The 21,806-nt window shown below is 70.3% G+C and carries 4 protein-coding genes; all 4 read right to left on the bottom strand.

What is annotated here, in order from left to right; genetic code table 11:
- Nucleotides 1-2: 2 nt before the first annotated feature.
- The 4 genes from ACQR10_RS30845 to ACQR10_RS30830 are packed head-to-tail and all read right to left on the bottom strand — an operon-like array spanning nucleotide 3 to nucleotide 21,755.
- Nucleotides 3-1,190 (bottom strand): cupin-like domain-containing protein, encoded by a 1,188-nt coding sequence (locus tag ACQR10_RS30845; protein ID WP_316218617.1) that lies wholly within the window; start codon nucleotides 1,188-1,190, stop codon nucleotides 3-5.
- Nucleotides 1,187-5,164, bottom strand: a complete 3,978-nt coding sequence (locus ACQR10_RS30840; protein WP_316218618.1) for a type I polyketide synthase — start codon at nucleotides 5,162-5,164, stop codon at nucleotides 1,187-1,189. The genes ACQR10_RS30845 and ACQR10_RS30840 overlap by 4 nt, the downstream gene beginning before the upstream one ends.
- The gene (locus ACQR10_RS30835) at nucleotides 5,161-11,559 is read right to left on the bottom strand and encodes an SDR family NAD(P)-dependent oxidoreductase (protein WP_316218619.1); all 6,399 of its coding nucleotides are present in this window, start codon (nucleotides 11,557-11,559) and stop codon (nucleotides 5,161-5,163) included. Before ACQR10_RS30835 ends, ACQR10_RS30840 begins: the two co-directional genes overlap by 4 nt.
- On the bottom strand, nucleotides 11,556-21,755 hold the full coding sequence (locus ACQR10_RS30830) for a non-ribosomal peptide synthetase (protein ID WP_316218620.1): 10,200 nt from the start codon (nucleotides 21,753-21,755) through the stop codon (nucleotides 11,556-11,558). Before ACQR10_RS30830 ends, ACQR10_RS30835 begins: the two co-directional genes overlap by 4 nt.
- Nucleotides 21,756-21,806: the final 51 nt, after the last annotated feature.

The following is a 21,806-nucleotide window of genomic DNA, read 5'->3' as shown; positions in this document are numbered from 1 at the left end:
CGTCAGGCCTGATAGGCCAGCCGCCGGCCGAAGCGGCGGACGGCCTCGTTGAACGCCTCGCGCTTCTGCCAGAGGCGCTGGCGCCAAGCCGGGCCCTTGGGCGGGCGCCGGTAGAAGGCGCACAGCGCGCCGTCGAGGAAGTCCTCGGCGGTGATCACCGGCTCGGCCGGTGCCTGCTCGCCCGGAAGCAGCGTGCTGCGATAGCATTCGGCGGCGAGTATGCGCATCGCACGGTACTTCTCGCGTGCGCTCGGCGCCGGTTCGGCCGCAGCCGCGCGCAGCCGCCGCGCGGCGGCCTTGCTCGCCTCCGCACGGCGCGGATCGAGCGTGCCGGCGACGATGTTCTGGATGTGGCAATCGCGGTGCACGCTGCCGATCAGGGCGACCGCGTCGGGATCGGTTACGCCGCCGAAACGGAAGCTCACCGACATCGCGGCATCGACATAGCCGACGTGATGCCACCAGAACGCCGGCATCAGGATGGTCTCGCCGGCCTCGACCACGACCTCGATGCCGCCGGCATAGGCGATCAGCGCCGCACGCTCGGCATCGTCCATCGCGTTGACCGCGACGGTCGAGAAGATGTCGATGGGAAACAGCTTGAAGCCGGATTTCGGCGGAAACAGCACGATGCGCTTGCGGCCGAACACCTGATGCAGCAGGACGTCGCGGCCGTCCCAGTCGGTGTGGAGATCGGAGGCGTTGCCGGCATTGGCGACGAACATCAGCGAATGCGCCTCGCTCGCGCTGCGCTGCGCGAGCGGATTGCCGTAGCCGCCATGCACTTTCTCGATTCCGACCGCACCGAGATTGCAATCGTCCAGGATTCTCTCGGGCGTCGGCTGCTCGCTGGTGAGCGCGCGCGTCGTGGGCTCGCGCTCGATCAGATCGAGATAGTCGCGCAGCAGGCCCGGCTTCTTGTCGATTGCGATCGGGGCGCTGCTGCCCTGCACGAAGTTGCGGATGTTGGCGAGATGCGCATCGATGTAGTTGACGCCGATCATGACCTGGAGGTCGCCGAGCGCCTCGCGCACCTTCTGCGCGTCGGTCAGCTCGCCGAGCAATTGTCCCTTGAACAGGCCGGAGATGACCGCCGGCTGGCGGCGCTCGAGCAATTCGTCCCGGCGTGCGGGCAGATCGGCGGCATCATAGGTCGCGATCACCGGCTGATCATGGCGAGATGACGTCATTGCAGTCGCTCCAGTTCCTGACGCAGCAACAGCTCGGCCTCTTCCTCGGACAGATCGTCGATCTCGGCCGTCGCGACCGGTTGAGGCATGGCAGGTGTGGACCGTGCAGCGGGATCCACAAACAGGCCGCCGAGATGGTCGAGCAGCGCCTCGATGGTCGGATAGTCGAACAGCAGGGTGGCATGCAGCGGCGCCCCCAGCCGCTCGCCGAGATCTTCGCGCAGCTCCAGGGCGGCAAGAGAATCCAGGCCGAGATCGAACAGCCGCGTCCGCGGCGCGATCGTATCGGCATCGGCAAGACCGAGGACCTGGCCGAGCAGCTCGCGCAGATGCCGCTCGATTGCAGCGCGGCTGCGGTCGGTCGCCGGGCGCGCCGCGATGGAGGACATGGCCGGCGTCGGGGACGCGATCTTGACTGCGGCTCTGCCGGAGGTCGCCGTGGATTCACCAGTCAGCCCGCGGCGGCTGGCGGCGCGGAACACGAAGCCCCTGGCTTCGAGCAGCGGCGTGTCGCCCATCATCAATTGCACGTTCGCCGCCGGAGAATTTCCCTGAGCGTTCGGACCGTCTTCGCGCCAGGCGACGCATGCAAGCGATGCCTCGATGCGGTGTGGCCAGAGGCGGAGCTGGTCGATGCGGAAGGGCAGGTGCGCGATGTCGCTGTCGCGGCGGTCCCAGAAGCGGCTGAGCAGTTGGAACGCGCTGTCCAGCAGCCCGGGATGAATGATGGCATCCGTGACATCGACCAGATGCGCGGGCCGCCGCAGCTCGGCTGTCAGCTCGCGGCCATCGCAGTGGATCGCATCGGCCCATTGAAACGACGGTCCGAGGTCGAAGCCCTGTGCCACGAGGTCGTCGTAGAATGCTCTACCATCGAGCGCGCCGGATCGAGCTGGCGCGCCGCCGTGCCGCTCCCAATCGCGGGGAGCGCTGAGAGGCAGATCGGCGCGACCGGTGACGTGGGTGGTCCAGGCCTCGTCGTCGAACGGATCGGAATCGGCGCGCCGGCTGATGAGGCGGATGCGATGGCCGCCAGGCTCCGGCGTCAGCACGAGCTGCATGACGATGCCCTGCGGTGGCAGGTGCGCGGCCTGCACCAGGGTCACGTCGCGCAAGGTCAGCGGGCCGGCTGCGGACAGTGTTCGCAGGCCGGTGAAGATCATGGCGAGATGCCAGGCGGCGGGCACGATGACCTCGCCGAACACGCGGTGCTCGATGAGGAACGGATCGCGTCCGGCGAGCTCGGTCTCGAACCGCGCCTCGCCATGCGACTGCGGAAGCGCGAGCCTGCGGCCGATCACCCGCGTGCTGTTCGGTGCCGGCGTGGCCGCCGCGGCGGCCGGCGCCAGGCGGATTGACCGCCGGTTGAACGGCGTATTGGGCAGCGGCACGCGCGGCGCCGGCGGTTGGCTGGCTGCGACATCGGCCGCCAATCCGTCGACCGCGAGCGCGGCCAGCGAATGGCGCATCTGCCAGGCATCGGCGACGCCGGGCGCGACGCTCGGCAGCCACGACATGTCGGCATCGGGCAGGGTCTGGCGGCCGAGCCCGATCAGGACCGGCTGCGGGCCGATCTCGATGACGGCGGCGACGTCGCGCTCCGCGAGCTGCCGCAGGCTGTCCTCGAAACGCACGCGCTCGCGCGTGTGCCGGCACCAGCGCTCGGGATCAGCGATGTCGTCGGCGTTCACGGCGGCGCCGGTGAGATTGCTGATCAGCTCGACGGTCGGCGTCATGAACCGGACCTCCGCCACCGCTTGCCGCAGCGCCGGCAGGATCGGCTCCATCGCCTGCGAATGGAAGGCGTGGGAGACGTCGAGGCGTTGCGCGGCCAAGCCGTCGCGGCCGCAGCGCGCGATGACATCCTCGATCGCCCGCGTCGGCCCCGCGATGGTCACGCTGCGCGGCGCATTCGTCGCCGTGATCTCGACCTCGCCGCCGTAGCGCTGCACCAGCGCGCCGAGCCGCCCGGCATCGGCGCGCACCGCCGCCATGGCGCCGCCCTCGGGCAGCGACTGCATCAGGGCCGCGCGCCGGCACACCAGGCGCAAACCGTCTTCAGGGCTGAAGGCGCCGGCGACGCAGGCCGCAGTGTACTCGCCCAGGCTATGGCCGAGCACGACATCCGGTACCACGCCCCAGGCGCGCCACAGCTCGGCCAATGCAAGTCCGAATGCAAACAGCGCCGGCTGCGCCCATCCGGTGCGGCGCAGTTGTCCGGGATCGACGTCGCCGAGCAGGAGATCACGCAGCGGCACGTCGAACTCGCGCGCGGTCAGCGCGATCGAGCGTTCGATGCTGTCGCGGAACACCGGCTCGGAGGCGTGCAGCGCGCGCGCCATCGCCGGGCGCTGCGCGCCCTGGCCGGTGAAGAGGAACGCGACCGCGCCTCCGCTGCGGCGGCTGGCCTCGCCGATCAGCAGCGCCGGATGCCGACTGCCCGAGACGGCTGCATCGAGCGCGGCTCGCGCCTGGTCAGGCTCATCAGTGACGATGGCGAGCCGGTGCCGCAATGGCGTCCTGTGCCGAAGCATGCTCGAACAAATGCCGGCGAATTCATTCTGGTTGACGCCCTGGAGCCGGTCGCGCATCGCACCGGCCAGCAGCGTCAGCCCTTGCGGTCCTTGCGCCGACAACAGCAGCGTCGACGCATGCGCAACTGAGACGGGCTCCGCTTCCGACCTGGGATCTGAACGCTCCACGACGACATGCGCATTGGTGCCGCTCATGCCGAATGAGCTGATGCCGGCAAAGCGCAACTCGTCGCGCGCGTCCTCCAGACGCGATGGCAGCGTGAATGGCAGGGCGTGCCAGGGAATGTCGGGGTTCGGCGTGCCGACACCCGGCTGCGGCGGCAGCTGCTGATGCTTCAGGATCAGCAGCGTCTTCACGACCCCGGCAAGGCCGGCCGCGGCTTCGAGATGGCCGATGCTGCTCTTGACCGATCCGAGCGGAAGCTCCGTCGTGCGCTGCGGCGTGTTGAACACGGCGGCGAGCGACTCAAGCTCGATCGGGTCGCCGAGCCGCGTGCCGGTGCCGTGGGTCTCGACATAGCCGACCGCCTCCGGTGGTACACCCGCCGCCGTCAGGGCGTCACGGATGACCTGCTCCTGCGCGATTGCGTTGGGCACAGTGAGCCCGCTGGCCGGTCCGTCGTGATTGACCGCGGCGCCGCGCACCACGCCGAGCACGTCGTCTGCGGCAGCGTCCTCCAGCCGGCGCAGCACGAGCACGACGCAGCCCTCGCCGCGGCCGAAGCCGTCGGCGTCGGCAGAGAACACCTTGCTGCGGCCATCCGGCGCGAGCACGCCGGTGCGCGACAGGAACAGCGTGACCTGGGGCGTCAGATGCAGATGCACACCGGCGACCAGTGCGAGGTCGCACTCGCGGTTCTCCAGGCTCTGGCAGGCCAGATGCAGCGCCACCAGCGAGGAGGAGCAGGCGGTGTCGAGCGACAGGCTCGGTCCGTTCAGCCCGAGCTCGTGCGACAGCCGTCCCGACGCGAAGCAGAGCAGGGCGCCCGTGCCGGAATAGGGACCGATGCACGCGGGATCGGCGCCGTAGAGCTCGCGCGGTCCATATTGCGGCTGGCCGATGCCGACGAACACGCCGGTGCGGCTGCCCCGCAGCGTGCCGATGGGCACGCCGGCATTCTCGATCGCCTCCCATGCGACCTCCAGCAGCAGCCGCTGCTGCGGGTCCAGCGAGGCCGCCTCACGCGGATTGATGTTGAAGAATTCTGGATCGAAGCCGTCGACATCGTCGAGAAAGGCGCCGCGCCGCACATAGGTGCGGCCGGGCGCGCGGCGATCGGGATCGAACAGAGCGTCATTGTCCCAGCGGCCCGCCGGCAGCTCGCCGATGGCATCGCGGCCGGAGCGGAGCAGATCCCAATAGGTGTCGAGGTCGGCAATGCCTCCCGGCAGGCGGCAGCCGGCGCCGATGATGGCAATGGGGGCGCGTCGTCGCGTCATGCCCGCACTCCGGTCAGCTCTGACGGCCGATCGAACAGCTCGGCGTCGAGGAAGGTTGCGAGCTGGTCCACGGAGCCGTGCCTGAACAGCGTGGTCTGCTCGATGCGGTGGCCAAGGCTGGCGCGGATGCGGTTGCGCAGGTCCAGCGTGGCGAGCGAGTCCATGCCGAGCGCGAAGAAGCCGCGCGTGCGATCGATCTCGGCAGCACCTGCGAAGCCGAGCACCGCGGCGACCAGGCCGGCAAGATGGTCGGCGAGCGCAGCACGGCGGCGGCGTGCGGGCAGGCGCGCAAGCTCCATCCGCAACCGATCGTCCGCCGAAGGCTCCGGCCGGACCACGCGCAACGGCACGGCGCCGGCCGTCGCGGCCGCCTTGGGCTGCGGCGCCACGAACGCATCGACCAGGGCAGGCGGCGCGTCGGCGCAGGCGCTGGCGAACTGCGCCCAGTCGACGTCCAGCACCGCGGCCTGCGGCAGATCGGTCCTGATGAGTTCGCCGAGCGCCGCGAGACAGATTTCACCCGGCATCTCGCGCAAGCCCTGCCGGGTCCACTCACGCCGCGTCGCCCGCTCGCCGGCGCCGACCATGCCGAGGCCGGACCACGGTCCCCAATTGATGCTGAGCGCCGGCAGCCCCGCCGCGCGCCGATGCTGGGCGAGCGCATCCAGTCCGGCATTGGCGGCGACATAGCCGGCGAGGCCGGGAGCGCCCAGCAGCCCGAACGCCGAGGAGAACAGCACGAAATGATCGAGCGGCTGGCTGCGGGTCAGCTCGTGCAGATGCCAGGCGCCGTCGAGCTTGGCCGCAAGCACCGCGCCGATGCGATCCCAGCTCTGGGTCTCGATCACGCCGTCATCATGGCTGCCGGCGGTGTGGAAGACGCCGCCGAGCGGCGGCATTTCGCGGCTGCATGCATCGAGCAATGCGGCGACCTCGTCACGCCGGCCGAGGTCGGTCGAGCGCAGCATCACCGTGACGTTCTGCGCCCGCAGCTCATCGGCAAGCGCGCGCGCTGCCGCCTCGGCCGAGCGGCTCGCGATCACGATGTGGGTGGCGCCGCTGGTGGCGAGCCAGCGGGCGAGTGCGGCGCCGAGCGCGCCGCCGCCGGCGATCAGCTGGGTTCGCCCGGTAAGATCCAGTGGCCTCGTCGCGGCCGTTGCGCCGGACGCGCGGAGCCGCGGCACGCGCGCGCGGCCGTTGCGCCATGCCATCAGCCATTCCGCCGGCGCGCTGTCACTGAGGTCGCCGATCAGCCAGTCGGCAAAGGCGGCGTCGCTCAGGGCCGAGGCGTCGATGTCGATCAGCCGCATGCCGAGCCAGGTCTGCTCACGGCCGAGCACGAGAGGGAGGCCCTGCAAAGCGGCGAGCGCGACGTCGGCCCGGTCCTCTGCGCTGGCCGCCATGGCGCTTCGGCTGAGCGAGAACAGCCGCCTCGGCGGTCGCGCGAGCCGGGTCAGCCGCTGCAACAATGCGAGCAGGCGTGGTCCCATCGTCGTCAGCCGCTCGGCCGGCGTGCTTTCGGCCGTGAATTCGGCGGACGACGCCCGCATATCGATCACGGCCTCGACGCCGTCGTCGAGATGGCGGAAGCCGTCGACATCGTCGGTCGCGACGATGCAGCGGACGCCGCGGCGGCCGAGCGATGTCGCGAGCAGTAAAGCCTGCGCGGCGTGATCGGCCAGCAGCAGCCACGGCCGTACCATCGACGCGGCGGGGCGGGGCGGGAGCTTGCGCGGCGGCGCGTCGATCCATTCGACCACGTGCAAGTTGCGTGTGAGGGTCTCGGCCGGACGCGCCGAGACGGCACGGACGAAGGTCAGGCCGCTGATGCGCAGCACCGGTGCGCCATCGGCCGTGGAGGCATCGAGGTCCACCACGGCGGCCCTGCCGTCGGCCGTGACGCTGCGCAGCCGCGCGTGCGACCAGGCGATGGTCCCTATGTCCCCGAGCAGGTCGATGCGCTCGCATCCGGCCGGAATGCCGCAAGGGATGGCAACCGGCAGCGCGGCCTGCGCCGCCAGCAGCGCCGCGTCCAGCCGTATCGCACCGGCGAGCGCTGGCGGCACGTCGGCGGCGCCGATATGCCCGAGCGCCTCGCCTCGGCCGGTCGTAAGAGCCGCGAGACTCGCGATCGCGATGCCCGGCTCGCAGCCTTGGGCACGCAGCCGTTCGGCGAGTCGATCGATCGTGTCGTCTGTTAGTTCATGCCGGAGCGCGTCGAGCTCTGCCGTCGCCGTGCCAAGCCCGTCCACGACGACGTCGCCGATCTCGGCTTCGGCATGAACCGTCCAGCTCGCCGCAGCGTTACGGCTTGCGATCCGCACGCGGCTCGTCCCGGCGCCCTGCGGCAGCAGCACGGTCTGCACGTCGACGCCGTGATCCGGCAGATGCAGCGGCCGATGAAAGACCAGCGACGACAGGCGCAGCGGCGCGAGGCTGATCGGGCAGGCTCCGCCGGGGCCGCTGCCATGTGCCTCGATCATCATCGCGAGCATCGCCGCCGCCGACAGCGTCGCGCTCTCGCCGATGCGGTGCGTCTCCAGGGCCGGCCACCGGCCGCCGCCGAGCCTGGTGGCATGAACCGCTCCGTCCAGCGCGAGCGGGATCATCGGACCGATCAGGGTGGCCGGATCGGGTGTCGGCACTTCGACGCGTGGGGATGATTGCGGTTCTGCGTCCGAGCTCGGGTCGATCCAGTAGCGCTTGCGCTCGAACGGCGTGGTCGGCAGTGCGACGCGCCGCGGCGGCCGGCAATCGAGGCCGCGCCAATTGATCTCAGCGCCCCGCACAAACAGCTCGCCTGCCGCCCGCGACAGGGTCTGCCACGCGGATTCCGTCGGCACCAGGCTCGGCAGCAGCGCGACCGCATTGTCGGCAAGGCAATCGCGGGCGACGCCGGTGAGCACCGGCCGCGGCCCGATCTCGATGAACACATTGGCGCCGAGCGCAGCGGCCGTCGCGATGCCGTCGCGGAAGCGGACCGGCTGGCGCACATGGCGCACCCAGTACAAGGGGTCCATCAGTTCGTCATCGATCGATCGTCCGGTGACGTTGGAGACGATGCTGATCCGCGGCCGCCGCGGATGCAGCTTGCGGCAGGTGTCGCCGAACGGCGCCAGCATGCCGTCCATCAGCGGCGAGTGACCCGCGCGCGAGACATGCAGCCGGTGGACCTCGATGCCCTCGCGGGCGAAATCGGCGAGCGCGGCTTCGACCGCGGCCGGCGCGCCCGAGATCACGCAATTCTGCGGGCTGTTGTAGGCCGCGATCACGACCTCCTGGCCGGCCACGCGGCGCTCGACGAAGGCGGCGTCGGCCAACACGACGCCCATCGCGCCGTCAGGCGTCGCCTGCATCAGCCGTCCGCGCATCGCGACGAGCTCGACGGCCTCGGCAAGGTCGAGCGCCCCGGCGATGCACGCCGCCGTCACTTCGCCGAGGCTGTGACCCATCACCACGGCCGGCGTGATGCCGGCGTCGATCCACAGCCGCGCGAGGGCATATTCGAGCGCGAACAGCGCGGGCTGCGCGTAGCGCATCTGCGCGATCATGTCCGGCTCGCCGGGGGCGGGGTTCATGATCTCCAGCAGCGGCCTGTCGAGGAACGGCGCAAACAGCTCAGCGCATTCGTGCAATGCGGCAGCAAAACCCGGATGGCTGCCGGCGAGCTCCTCGGCCATCCCCGGATATTGCGAGCCCTGTCCGGTGAACAGGAAGGCGACCACGGGCGCCTTGCCGGCCGTGCCCGCCATCACGTCGGAATACGGCTCTCCTGCGAGATGGCTGCTCAGCTCGCGTTGCCAGTCGCCCGGGCCACTGCCGACGATCGCGAGCCGATGCGGCTGCGCGCTGCGGCCGGCGGCCGCAGTCGCGGCGATGTCGCCCGGCGCCTGCGTGCCGCCGACGGATGCGAAATGATCGAGGTAGCGGCGCGCGAGCTCGTGCAGCGCCGCGGGCGAGCGCGCCGAGAGGACGAGCAGATGGTGCTGCCGCGGATCGTCGGGACGGTCGTCCGGCCGCGGCGCTTCGGCGAGGACGACGTGCGCGTTGGTGCCGGAGAAGCCGAACGAACTCACGGCGGCGCGGCGGCGCCGGCCGTCGCGCCGCTCCCAGGCTTGCAGTTGGATTGGAATGCTGGCCGGGATCGCTGAGAGATCGAGCAGCGGGTTGATGGCGCCGAGATGCAGTTGCGGCGGGATCGCGCCGTGACGAAGCGCAAGCACCGCCTTCATCAGTCCGGCGAGGCCCGCGGCCGCCTCGGTGTGGCCGATATTGCTCTTCACCGAGCCGATCAGCAGCGGATGCTCGCGGCCGCCATGCACGGCGGCCAGCGCGTTGAACTCGATGGGGTCGCCGAGCGGCGTGCCGGTGCCATGCGCTTCGACATAGTCGATGTCGGACGCGGCGATGCCGGCATCGTCGAGCGCGCGGCGGATGACAGCCTGCTGCGCCAGGCCGTTCGGCGCGGTGAGGCCGTTGCTCGGGCCGTCATTGTTGACGGCGCTGCCTTCGATCACAGCGAGCACGGGGTTGCCATCGACCAGCGCGTCGTCGAGCCGCTTGAGCGCGAGCACGGCGCAGCCCTCGCTGCGCACATAGCCGTTGGCCTCGGCGGAAAACGGCTTGCAGCGTCCGTCGGGTGCCAGCATGCTGGCCTGCGAGAAGGCGATGCTGAGCTCGGGGCCGAGGATCAGGTTGACGGCGCCTGCCAGTGCCATCCGGCAATCGCCGGCGTGCAGCGCCTTGACCGCGAGATGCACGGCAACGAGGCCGGCAGAGCAGGCGGTGTCGACCGACAGCGCCGCGCCCTGCAGCCCCAGCGTATAGGCGATGCGCCCGGAGGCGATCGATCCAGCGTTGCCGGTGCCGTAGTGGCCGTCGAGCCGTCCGGCGGCGCCGGCGATGCGCTCATAGTCGTGTCCGAACAGGCCGATCAGGACCTGAGTGTCCGAACCGGCGAGGGCGGTGGGATCGATGCCGCCATGCTCCAGCGCCTCCCAGCTGCATTCGAGCAGCAGGCGCTGCTGCGGATCCATCGCCGCCGCCTCGCGCGGCGACAGCCCGAAGAATCCGGGATCGAACTGATCGACATCGGCGATGAACCCACCGCGCCTCGTCGTGATGCGTCCGGGACCGCCGGCGGGATTGCAGAGAACGTCCGCATTCCAGCGCGTCGCCGGGACATCGGTGATGCCATCGCGGCCTTCGCTGAGCAGCGTCCATAACTCATCCGGGCTGGTCACGTTGCCCGGGAAGCGGCACGCCATCCCGATGATCGCCACCGGCGCCGCGGTCTGGCCTGTCTGCTGTTGGCGAGCGGTCGATGATGAGGCGCTGCCGCGCGGGGCGGCCGCACGTTTCGGCGCAGAGGATGGCGCGATCAGGCCGTTGACGATCTGCTCCGGCGTCGGATGACGGAAGAAGAAGGTGGCATCGATCGCGGTGCCGAGCGCGCGGTTCAGCCCGGCCCTCAGGCTGTGCAGGTCGAGCGAGTCCAGCCCCATCGCATGCAAGGTGCGTCCAGGCGCGAAATCTTTCGCGCGCGCCGGCCCCAGCACATCGCGCAAGGTTGCGGCGACGATCTCGGGCAGATCACGCGCGCTGACGATGGGCTGGCCGGCGCTGCTCGTGGTGATCGCATCCAGGCGGTCCGCGTCGTATTCGATCAGCACGCCGGCCTCGCCGCCTGCGGCGTAGCCGGGGAAGGCGCCGGGCAGCACGTCGACGATGCGAGCGCCGCGCGCGGCATGGAAACGCAGAATCGCGTCGACCGGCAGCCCGTTGGCATCGCGGCGGGCGACATAGGCGGCGATGATGTCGTCGTCAGAGGCCGCGAAGTCCCGGCACAGCGTCACGCCGACGATCGTCGCCGCGCCGGCCGCGCGGGCGAGCCGCAGCGCCAACTGCACCAGCGCCTCGCCGAGGCCGGTCTGGGCGTGATCAGGATCGACGCAGACTCCGAGCAGTTGCGCAACCATGCCGTCGGGCGCGTGCAGCGTCTCGAACTGTTCCGCGGGCAGATCGCGCAACGTCCGCGCATCTGCGATCCGCTGCGTGTAGATCGCACCGATGATGCGCTCCTGCCGCAGCACCACGATGTGATCGCCAGAAGCCTGGTGGATGCGCCGCAGGAGGCGTTCCGGCCGGCTGCGCAGCGGCTCCGGCCAGCAGGCCGTATCCAGTGCGACAAGGCCGGCGAGATCGGTTTCGCGGGCCGCGCGAACCACGATGCCCGACTGATCCGCCCCGGTGTCGATGGCGAACCAGGCCCGCGCCTCATCGTAGGTTGGGCTCGGTGCGGGAATGCGCTGCTCGGCCACGGCGCGCTGCAGGCGTTGGAGGATCGGCGCCTCGAGCGTCACATGCGACTGTGGTGAGGAACGATGCTCGGTCATGACTGATCCACCCGCCGGGCCACGCGCTCGGCATGAAGGCCGCGCATCAGACCATCATGATCGCAATCGAGCTCGATCAGCTCGAACTCTCCGCCGATCAGCTCGCGCCAGCCCGCAGGCGCAGCCGGATTGCCGCGCACACGCGCGTGGAAGAAGGTGGCGTGTCCGATGGTGGGCGTGGGCTGATAGGTGCCGAGCAGCTTTCCGCAGCGGACATAAGCCTCGACGATCTCCTCCACCTGGGCGGCGGTGATGTCCGGCGGAAACTCGCCGCTGCGGCTCAGCACCGCGGCGGCTCTCGCATAGTCGAGCGTCGCGTCGTCGGAGGCCTCGCCCGTGAGGTCGGCGATGATCTCTGCCTTGCTGACCTCCCATCCGCCCGCGGGCTTGACCGGCGCGTCGAGCAGCAGCAGCGACGCCACCGTCTCTCCCTCCGCCGCGAGCTGGCGGGCGATTTCGAAGGCGGCCACGCCACCGAAGGACCAGCCCATGAGATGATAGGGGCCGTGCGGCTGAACGCTGCGGATCTCCCGGAGATAGCTCTGCGCCTGCTCGACGAGGCTCGCCGGCCCCGCGTTGCGGCCGGTGACATCCTGCAGTCCGTAGACCGGGCGTGGCACCGACAGGCGCGAGACGATGTCGAGATAGCAGAACACCGTTCCGGTCGCCGGATGGATGCAGAACAGCGGCGGCTCGGCGCCGTTGCCGCGCAGCGTCACCAGTGCCTTCGCCGGTTGCGCCGGGACCGTGCCGCGCAACAGCCGCGCCATGCCTTCGATGGTCGGGTCGGCGGCAATGTCGCCGGCTCGCAGCTTGAGGCCGAACTCATTGCGGCAGCGCGCGATCAGTTGGATCAGGATCAGCGAGTCGCCGCCCAGCTCGAAGAAGCTCGTGGTGACGTCTATCGACGGCGTCTGCAGCAGCTCCTGCCAGATCGCCTGCAGCCGGAACTCGATGTCGTCGCGGGGCGCGATGGTGCGACCATCGGATGAGGCATCCGGTCCGTGCATCGTCGCCAGCGCACGCCGGTCGATCTTTCCGGCCGGGTTGAGCGGCAGGCTGTCGAGCCGGATGAACTGTGCCGGCAGCATGTAGGACGGCAGGTGCTCGGCGAGATGGCGGCGAAGTTCGGACGGTGCGGCATCCGCACCGCTTTTCGCTGACCACCAGCACACCAGACGCTGATCGCCGCGGCTGGCCTCGAGACCGACGGCCGCGGCCTCCACCGTCGCGTGCCGGCGCAACACCGCCTCGATCTCGCCCGGCTCGATGCGGAAGCCGCGCAGCTTGATCTGAGCGTCGCTGCGGCCGAGGAATTCGAGGGTGCCGTCGGGAAGCCAGCGAGCGCGGTCGCCGGTCCGATACAGCCGCTCGCCCGGTCGGCCGAACGGGTCGGCGATGAAGCGTTCGGCGGTCAGGCCCGGTCGATCGAGATAGCCGCGCGCAAGGCCGCGGCCGGCGACGTAGAGTTCGCCTGCGGCACCGATCGGCAGCGGAGTGAGCCTGTCGTCGAGCACGTGGCAGCGCAGGCCGAGGATCGGGCGGCCGATCGGCGGCGTGCGGTCGCCGGCGAGCGGAGCGCTGAGCGAGGCGCACACTGTCGTTTCGGTCGGGCCGTAGCCGTTGATGAAGGTCCGGCCGGGAGCCCACAGCCGTGCCGTCTCGGCCGGGCAGGCCTCGCCGGCAACCACCAGCACGCGGCAACCGTCGAGATCGCGCGGTGCCATGACGCCGAGCGCACTCTGCGGCAGGGTGGCATGGCTGACGCCGTGCCGCCGGGCGAAGTCGGCAAGAGCGTCTCCCGGCAGGTCATCGGGCGAGCCGACCACGAGCGCGGCGCCGCTGCCCAGCGCCATGCAGATCTCCCACACCGAGGCGTCGAAATTGGGCGAGGCAAATTGCAGCACGCGATCGCCAGGCCCTGCGCCGAACGCGGCGCGCTGGGCGCGAATCAGGTTAGCGGCGCCGCGATGCGGAACCATGACGCCCTTCGGCCGTCCGGTCGAGCCGGACGTGTAGATCACGTAGGCAAGGTCGTCGGCCGAGATCGCGGGCCGCGGCTGGCGCGGCTTATTGCCGGTCGCAGCAGGCACGTCCTGTTCGTCGATGCCGATGCGGCGGACTGCCGGAGGGAGCCAGGCCGCCGCGCCATCGGTCAGCACGCGCTGCACGCGGCTGTCAGTGATGATGAAGCCGAGGCGGTCGGGCGGATAGGACGGATCCAGCGGCACGTAAGCGAGCCCGGCCTTGAGAGCTGCCAGCGCGGCGGTCACGAAGCCGGCCCGGCGTTCGCAGGCGATGCCGATGAACTCACCCGGGCGCGCGCCGTCATCGCGCAGCCGGCCGGCCAGGCGATCGGCGGCGTCGTGCAGCTCACGATAGGTCAGGTGGCCGAAATCGCCGATCAGCGCCGGCTCGTCGGCATGGTCCCGGGCGGTTTCGTCGAGCAGCTCGGTCAGCGTCTCCTCGGCAAGGACCACCGGCGTGGTCGCGTTCCAGGCCGCGATCTGCTGCAGATCCCTGGCGTCGGCACCGAGCAGGCGATGCAGCGGCAGATCGCGGTCCGCCGCGGCCAGGCGCTCGATGACGGCGATGAAGTCGTCGGCCAGTCGCGCGATATCCTCCGCCGCGAACCGGCCGGCGTCGTAGCTGAACGCGAGCTCATAGGAGTCGCCCGGCATGACGGCGACAGCCAGGGGATAATGCGTATGCTGTTCCACGGGCAGCGCGCGAATGGAGAGATCGTCGAGCATCCCGTCCATCGACGTGGCCGGCTGGTTCTCGAACACCATCAGGGTCTCGAACAGCTCGCCCTCCGCGCGCTCGGTCCAGCGCATGATGTCGCCGAGGCCAGCATATGCGTAGCTCATCCGTTCCGCCTGCTCGGCATGAAGCCGCGCCAGCCACTCGCCGGCGCTCGCCTGCTCCGTGAGCCTGATCCGCGCCGGGACCGTGTTGATCAGCAGCCCCGCCATCCGCGCGATGCCCTCCACTTCCGGCGGGCGCAAGGCGATCGTGGTCCCGAACACCAGATCCTCGGACGAGCACAGGCGCGACAGCATCATCGCCCAGGCGCCCTGGAGCAGCGTGTTGGCGCTGACATGGTGCCGCCGTGCCGCATGGCGCAACGCGGTCGACCTGTCCTCGCCGAGCATCCGCTTCAAGGCGCGCTGGCCGCTGCCTCGGGCTGGCGTCGGCAGCGAGATGCGGGCCATCGTCGTCGCGCTGGCAAGGTGCTGGCGCCAGAAGCTCGCGCTCTCCTCGCGATCCCGTTGGGCGAGCCAATGGACGAAGGCGGCAAACGGCGCGCGCGGCGGCAGCGCCTCGATACGGCCGGCGGCAAGGGCCGCGCGCGCAACGAACAGGTCTTCGAGCACGAGCGACAATGACCAGCCATCGAGCAGCACGTGATGATTGCTGATCACCAGGGCGTGGCGATCCGGCGCGAGGCGCAGCAGCATCAGCCGCAGCAGCGGCGTGCCGTCGAACCGGAACGGCGTCGTCATGTCATGCGCCAGGAGATCGCGCAGCGTCTGCTCGGGATCGTCGTCAGTGCTGAGATCGCGCGTCTGCCATGGTGCCTCGGCATCGGGCCTGACAACCATGACGTAGCGGCCGTCACGCTCGCCGATCGTCGTCCGCAGCACGGCATGGCAGGCCACGACCGCCTTCCAGGCGGCGTGGAGGACCGCTTCATCGAGGCTGCCCGTGATGATCATCGCGGTCTGCATGCGATAGGCGCCGGCCGCGTCGTCATCGAGGCTGTGGCGCAGCAGGCCGAGCTGCAACGGTGTGAGCTGCAGCTCTTCCGTCTCTGGCCACGAAATATCCGGCGTGCGGACCGCCGGCGCCGCTGCGGCCTGATGTTGCACATGGGCCGCCAGGCGCGCGACCGTCGGCCGCCGGAAGATGTCGCGCGCACTGAAGACGAGGCCGGCCTGGCGCGCGCGCATCACCACCTGGATGGCGAGGATGGAATCGCCGCCGAGCGCAAAGAAATCCTCGTCGATCCCGATGTGATCCTGATCGAGCACCGCGGCCCAGATCTCCACGAGACGTTTTTCGGCGGCGGTGCCCGCCGCACGATTTGTGCGCTCGGCCGCGTCCGCTTCGGACCAGGGCAGCGCGGCGCGGTCGACCTTGCCGCTGCGGCTGCGCGGCAACGCCGGCAGATCGATGATGCGCGACGGCACCATGTAGTCCGGCAGGAACGAGGTGAGATGGCCGCGCAACGCGTCGAGCGAAGGGCAGTCGTCCTGTCGCGGCACCACATAGGCGACGAGCTGCGGATTGCCGCGGGCTTCGCGCACCATCACGCAGGTGTCTGCGATCTCCGGATGACGCTGCAACGCGTGCTCGATCTCGCCGGGTTCGATCCGCAGCCCGTGGATCTTGATCTGGTGATCGACGCGGCCGAAACATTCGAGCACGCCGTCGCCGCGCCAGCGGCCGCGATCGCCGGTGCGATAGAGCCGCGCGCCGGGCGGGCCGCCGGGATCGGCGATGAAGCGTTCGGCCGTGAGACCGGGCCGGTTGCAATAGCCGCGCGCGAGCCCGACGCCGCCGACGTAGATCTCGCCTTCGACGCCGGGCGGGACGTCCGCCAGCCAGTCGTCGAGGATGCGGATGACGGTGTTGGCGATCGGTTTGCCGATCGGCGGCCGCCCGCCGTCGTCGGCCGAGAACCGCATCATGGTCGAATAGATCGTGGTCTCGGTCGGCCCATAGTAGTTATGCACGGTGGCGGCGCGGCAGGCGGCGAGACGGCGCAGCGTCGCCTCGGTCAGCGCTTCGCCGGCGCTCACGACCTTGAGCCCGGCGAGCGCGCCGGGCACCGCGGCGGTCAGCATGTTCCACACCGTCGGCGTCGCCTGCATCGTGGTGACGCCGGCCGCCGCGATCAGCGCCGCCAGCCGGTCCGGAGCGGTGGCCTCGTCCTCGGCCGCCAGCACGACGCAGCCGCCGGTGACCAGCGGCAGCAGCAATTCCACGATCGAGATGTCGAACGCCGCCGTGGTGGTGGCGGCGAAGCGATCGTCGGGCGTGAGCTTGAGCTCCGACTGTACGGCCGCCAGCAGGTTGCCCAAGCCGCGATAGGTGACGGTCACGCCCTTGGGCCGGCCGGTCGTGCCGGATGTGTAGAGCAGGTAGGCGGCCTGGAGCGGATTCGCCTGATGCAAGGCGGGCGCGGCAGCCGCAGCGCCGAGATCGATCGCGAGGACTGGCACCGGGGCTGGCAGATCCGCCGACGCGTCGGCAGTGATCGCAAGCGCGGGACGGGCGTCATCCAGCATGTAGCCGATGCGATCGCGCGGCAACGAAGGATCGATCGGCAGGTAGGCGGCGCCGATCCGCAGCACCGCGAGAATTGCGATCAGCAGCGCGGGGGAGCGCGGCAGATGCAGCGCGACGAGATCGTCGGCGCCGACGCCGCGCGCCGCAAGCTGGCCGGCGAGCCGGCCGGACATTGCATCCAGCCGCGCATAGTCATACGTCTCGTTGCGCCAGATCAGGCCGGGCGCGGACGGCGCGATGCGGGCCTGCCGCAGAAAGCCATCCAGGAGGTGGCCCGCCGGCTCCGGCTGCGCGGTCATATTCCAGGCCGCAATCCGCGGATCGCGGCTCGCGTGGGCTCCCAGCACGCGGCCGATCGGCATGTCGCCATCGTCAGCGAGAGCCATGAGCAGCCTGCGCAGCTCCGCAATCAGCTCGGTCGCGGACGCGCCGTCGAACAGACCGGGCCGGACGTGAAGCCGCAGCGTCAACCGCGGTCCGGGCAGCACCGTCAGGCTCAGCGGATAGTGGTTGGCGTCGCGCCCCTGCACCCGGGTGATGCGCAACGCTTCGGCATTGTCGATGGCATCAGCCAAAACCGGATAGTTCTCGAACGCCAGCAGCGTATCGAACAACGCGTCGGTACCGAGCATCTGCTGGATCTCGCCGAGGCTGAGATGCTGATGGGCGATCAGCGCTGCCTGGCGATCCTGCAGCTCGCTGAGAAACGCCTTGATCGTGCGCGCGGGCGACACGCGTGCGCGCAACGGGACGGTGTTGGCAAGCAGGCCGACGATCTGGTCGGCGCCGTCGAGCGCGGCGTCACGCCCGGCGACGGTGATGCCGAACACGACGTCGTCGCGATGGGTGCGCGCCGCGAGCCACAGCGCCCAGGCGCCCTGCATCAAGGTGGCCAGCGTGATCCCGAGCGAGCGCGCCGCCGCGACCAGCCGCTGGGTCTCGTGCTCGTCGAGCGCGACGTCGGTTTGCGTTGCCGTGGTCTGGCCCGGCAGGTTCGGCGCGACCAGCAGCGGTCCGCTCCAGCCGTCGAAGGCCGCGCGCCAGGCCGCCAGCGCCGCGGCGCGATCCTGACGGTCGAGCCAGTCGAGATAGCGGCTGAACGGCACCGCCGGCTGCAGCTCGGCCGTCCCGTGATAGAGCTGCATCAGCTCGCGCAGCACGATCGGCATCGACCAGCCGTCGATCAAAATGTGATGCAGCGTCAGGATCAGCACGTTGGTCGCGCCGGCGCTGACCAGGCTGCTGCGCAGCAAGGGCGGAGCCGCCAGGTCAAAGCGGCGCGTCAGGTCGTCGTGGCGGACTTGATCCAGAGCCGCCTGCAAGTTCCTATCAGCGTCGACCGTCAGTTGACGCCAGGGCAGATCGACCACCGACACGACGCTCTGTGTGAAGCCGCTGCTGTCGTCGGCCCGGAACGCCGCGCGCAGATTGTCGTGCCGCGCGATCAGCGCGGCGATCGCGCCGCGCAGCCGGTCGCGATCGAGCTCACCTGCAAACTCCACTTCGAGCTGGACGACATAGACGTCGGCACGGACGGGATCGGACAGGTTCTCGTAGAGCAGGCCGCGCTGCAATGGCGACAGCCGGAGCTGACGGACCGACGGCTTTGCGGCCGGATGCGGCGCGGCCGGCGTCAGTTCGGCAAGGCGCTCGAGCAGGGCGAACCAGCGCGTCGCGAGCACCTGCACGACGTCGTCATCGACGAGGCTTCGGTCGCTGGACCAGGTGGCGCTGAGGCGGGCGTCGGCGCCCTGGCCGATCACCACCGTGTTCAATTCGATCGCATGGGCCGGACGCAACTCGGCCTGCTCGACGAGGTCGCCGGGCAGTGCCGTCGGGATGATGCTCCAATCCGCAACATGATCGGTCGAGAAACGGCCGAGATAGTTGAAGCCCGCCTGCGGCGTCGGCAGGCGGGCGAGCGTCCGCGCCGCGTCCTCGTCCAGGTAGCGCAGCAGGCCGAAGCCGAGCCCGTCGTCAGGGACGTCGGCGAGACCGGACTGCACGGCGTGCAGCGCGCCGAGCAGGCGTTCGGCGTCGCCGGCGGTGGTCGTGGAATCTCCGGCGGGAAGGTCGAAGCGAACGGGATAGAGGCTCGTGAACCAGCCCACGGTGCGCGACAGGTCGATGGCAGGGTCGAATTCGTTGCGGCCGTGGCCTTCGAGGTCGATCACGATGGTCTGCGCTGCCGCATCGCCATCGGCGAGCGTCGTGACGAAAGCCGCAAGCAGGATGTCGAGCACCCGCGCGCCGAGCCGTCGCGGCGCCTCGCTCATCACGCGCGCAGTCACCGCTGCCGGCAAGGTCAGCGTCAGATGCTTGACGCTGTTCGCAACGGGCTGGCGGGGCGGCGTCAGCCGCAGGGGAGCGGCGCTTGCCGCCAATGTTCGCTGCCAATGCGGCAGCTCTGCCTGCACGGAGGAATGTCGCGACCGCGCTTGAAGCAGCCGCGACCACTGCCCGAAGCTGGTGCCGAGCGCAGGCAACTGAGCCGGCTGGCCGGCCGTCGTAGCGTGCCACGACGCGGCGAGCTCCTCGATCAGGATCCGCCACGACACGCCGTCGACGGCGAGATGATGCAGTACGAGCAGCAGCGCGTCGTTATCAGCTACGCTGGCCGTGAATTGAACCGCCTGCAGCATCACGCCGCCTGCGGGATCGAGACGCGCCTCGGCAGCGCCGATCTCCTGGCTGATCCGCTGCGCGCGCTGCTCCGGCGTCAACGCGGCGACATCGATCTGGCGCAGCCGGCGCCGCGCCAGCGCTGTGTCGGAGGGCGCGATGTGCAGCGACGGCCTGCCATCGATCGGATCGAATGCGAGGCGGGACCGCAGCATGGCATGGCGCGACAACGTGGCATCGAGCAGGGCGATCAGTTGCTGCGACGTCAGGCCGCGCGGCAGCCGCACGGTCATGCTCTGGCTGAAGCGGTCGACATTCCTGCCGCGCTCGAGCAGCCAGCGCATGATCGGCGTCAGCGGAATGGGGCCGCCGTCCGCGCGATCGTCGGCGGTGACCTGCTGGGCCGCGGTTGCAACGCTCGCGAGCTTCGCGATCGTGCCCTGCTGGAACACGTCGCGCGGCGTGATCACGAGCCCGGCGCGTCGCGCGCGCGTCACCATCTGGATGCTGGTGATGGAATCGCCGCCGAGCGCGAAGAAATTGTCGTCGATGCCGATCGTGTCGTGGCCGAGCAGCTCGGCCCAGATCGCGGCGAGCGCCTGCTCGGTGGCGGAGCGCGGTGCGCGATGGGGCGCCTCGGAGGCAGCAGCGAGATCGGGCTCGGGCAAGGCCTTGCGGTCGAGCTTGCCGTTCGGGGTGAGCGGCAGCGCATCGAGGCTGACGAACAACGCGGGCAACATGTAGTCCGGCAACAGGCTGCCGAGATGGCTGCGCAACTCTGTGACGGACGGCGCAACGCCGTCGCGTCCGACCACATAGGCGACGAGGCGCCGCCCGTGCGGATGCTCCTGCGGCACCACCGCGGCAGCGGCGACGCCGTCGTGCCGTCGCAGCGCCGTCTCGATCTCGCCGGGCTCGATGCGGAAGCCGCGGATCTTCACCTGTTGGTCGGCGCGACCCAGGAACTCCAACGTGCCGTGGGCCTGCCTGCGCGCGCGATCGCCGGTGCGGTACAGCCGGGTGCCCGGCGGTCCGAACGGATCGGCGATGAAGCGCTCCGCCGTCAGATCCGGACGGTTGAGATAGCCCTGCGCAAGCCCCGCGCCGGCGACATACACCTCGCCTGCAACCCCGATCGGTACCTCGTTGAGCTGGGCGTCGAGCAGGTGAATGCGCGCGTTCTCGATCGGTGCGCCCATCGGCGGCGGCGCGTCGCCCGACAACGGCGCGCTGATGCTGGCGCAGACCGAGACCTCGGTCGGGCCGTAGGCGTTCAGCATGCGGCGATGTGGCGACCACAGCGCGACGAGATCGCCGGGGCATGCTTCGCCGGCGACGACGAGGACGCGGCAGCCGGCGAGATCGTCCGGCTCCATCACGCGCAGCGCCGTCGGCGGCAGCGTCGCATGGGTCACTGCGCAGGATTGGACGAGCGTCGCCAGGGACGGTCCGGGGCGCAGCGTTTCTGCGTCGCCGGTGACGATCGCGGCGCCTTTCGAGAGCGCCGTGGCGATCTCCGAGACCGACGCGTCGAAGCTCGGCGAGGCGAACTGCAGGACGCGGTCGCCGGCTTCGATCTCGAACGCGGCCGTCTGGGCGTGGACCAGATTGACGAGGCCGCGCTGGGGGATGGCGACGCCCTTGGGTCGGCCTGTGGAGCCGGAGGTGAAGATGACATAGGCGAGGTCATCGGGCAGCGGACGGATTTGCGGTCGCGCCGGCGGCGGTCGCAGCAGCGCGGGATCGTCGAGCCGGAGCTGCACGAGATCATCGGGCAACGCGGCGGTGCTGCCGTCGGTCAGCACCAGCTGTAGCCGGGCGTCCGCGGCCATCACGCGCAGCCGCTCGGCCGGATAGGCGGGGTCGAGCGGCACATAGGCGTGTCCCGCCTTGAGCACGGCGAGGATCGCGACGATCAGCTCCGGCCCGCGGTTGAGCGCAATGCCGATCAGCGCGTTGGTCGCCGGAATGCGGGCAGCGAGGTGTCCCGCGAGATGATCGGCGCGGCGGTGCAGATCGGCATAGGAGATCTCGCCGCCGGCATGGATGATCGCGGGGCGTTCGGCATGGTCGCGCGCGGCGGCATCGAGCAGATCGAGAATGGTCTCGTCGGCGGCGCGGGGCGCTGCCGTCGCGTTCCACGTTTGTAGCTGGCGCCGTTCGTCGGCGCCGAGCATTGCGAGGCTGCTGAGCCGTGCCGCACCGTCGGCCCTCGCCATCGCACCGAGCAGGGTCGCGACATGGCCGGCCAGCCGCGCCATGCTGGCGGGGGCGAACATCTCGGCGTCGTATTCCAGGATGCCTTCGAGGCCGCCGTCGGCGGTCGGCTG

It is taken from the genome of Bradyrhizobium sp. HKCCYLRH2060, assembly GCF_051168135.1.
GTDB lineage: Bacteria > Pseudomonadota > Alphaproteobacteria > Rhizobiales > Xanthobacteraceae > Bradyrhizobium.
The sequence above is the reverse complement of the archived record's forward strand: the minus strand, read 5'-3'. Positions and strand labels throughout refer to the sequence as shown.

Bases quoted from the DNA above. Each gene is read 5' to 3' on its own strand.
- ACQR10_RS30840 (WP_316218618.1), bottom strand. From the start codon at position 5,164: ATGACGCGACGACGCGCCCCCATTGCCATCATCGGCGCCGGCTGCCGC.
- ACQR10_RS30835 (WP_316218619.1), bottom strand. From the start codon at position 11,559: ATGACCGAGCATCGTTCCTCACCACAGTCGCATGTGACGCTCGAGGCG.
- ACQR10_RS30830 (WP_316218620.1), bottom strand. From the start codon at position 21,755: ATGTTCGCCCCCGCCAGCATGGCGCGGCTGGCCGGCCATGTCGCGACC.
- ACQR10_RS30845 (WP_316218617.1), bottom strand. From the start codon at position 1,190: ATGACGTCATCTCGCCATGATCAGCCGGTGATCGCGACCTATGATGCC.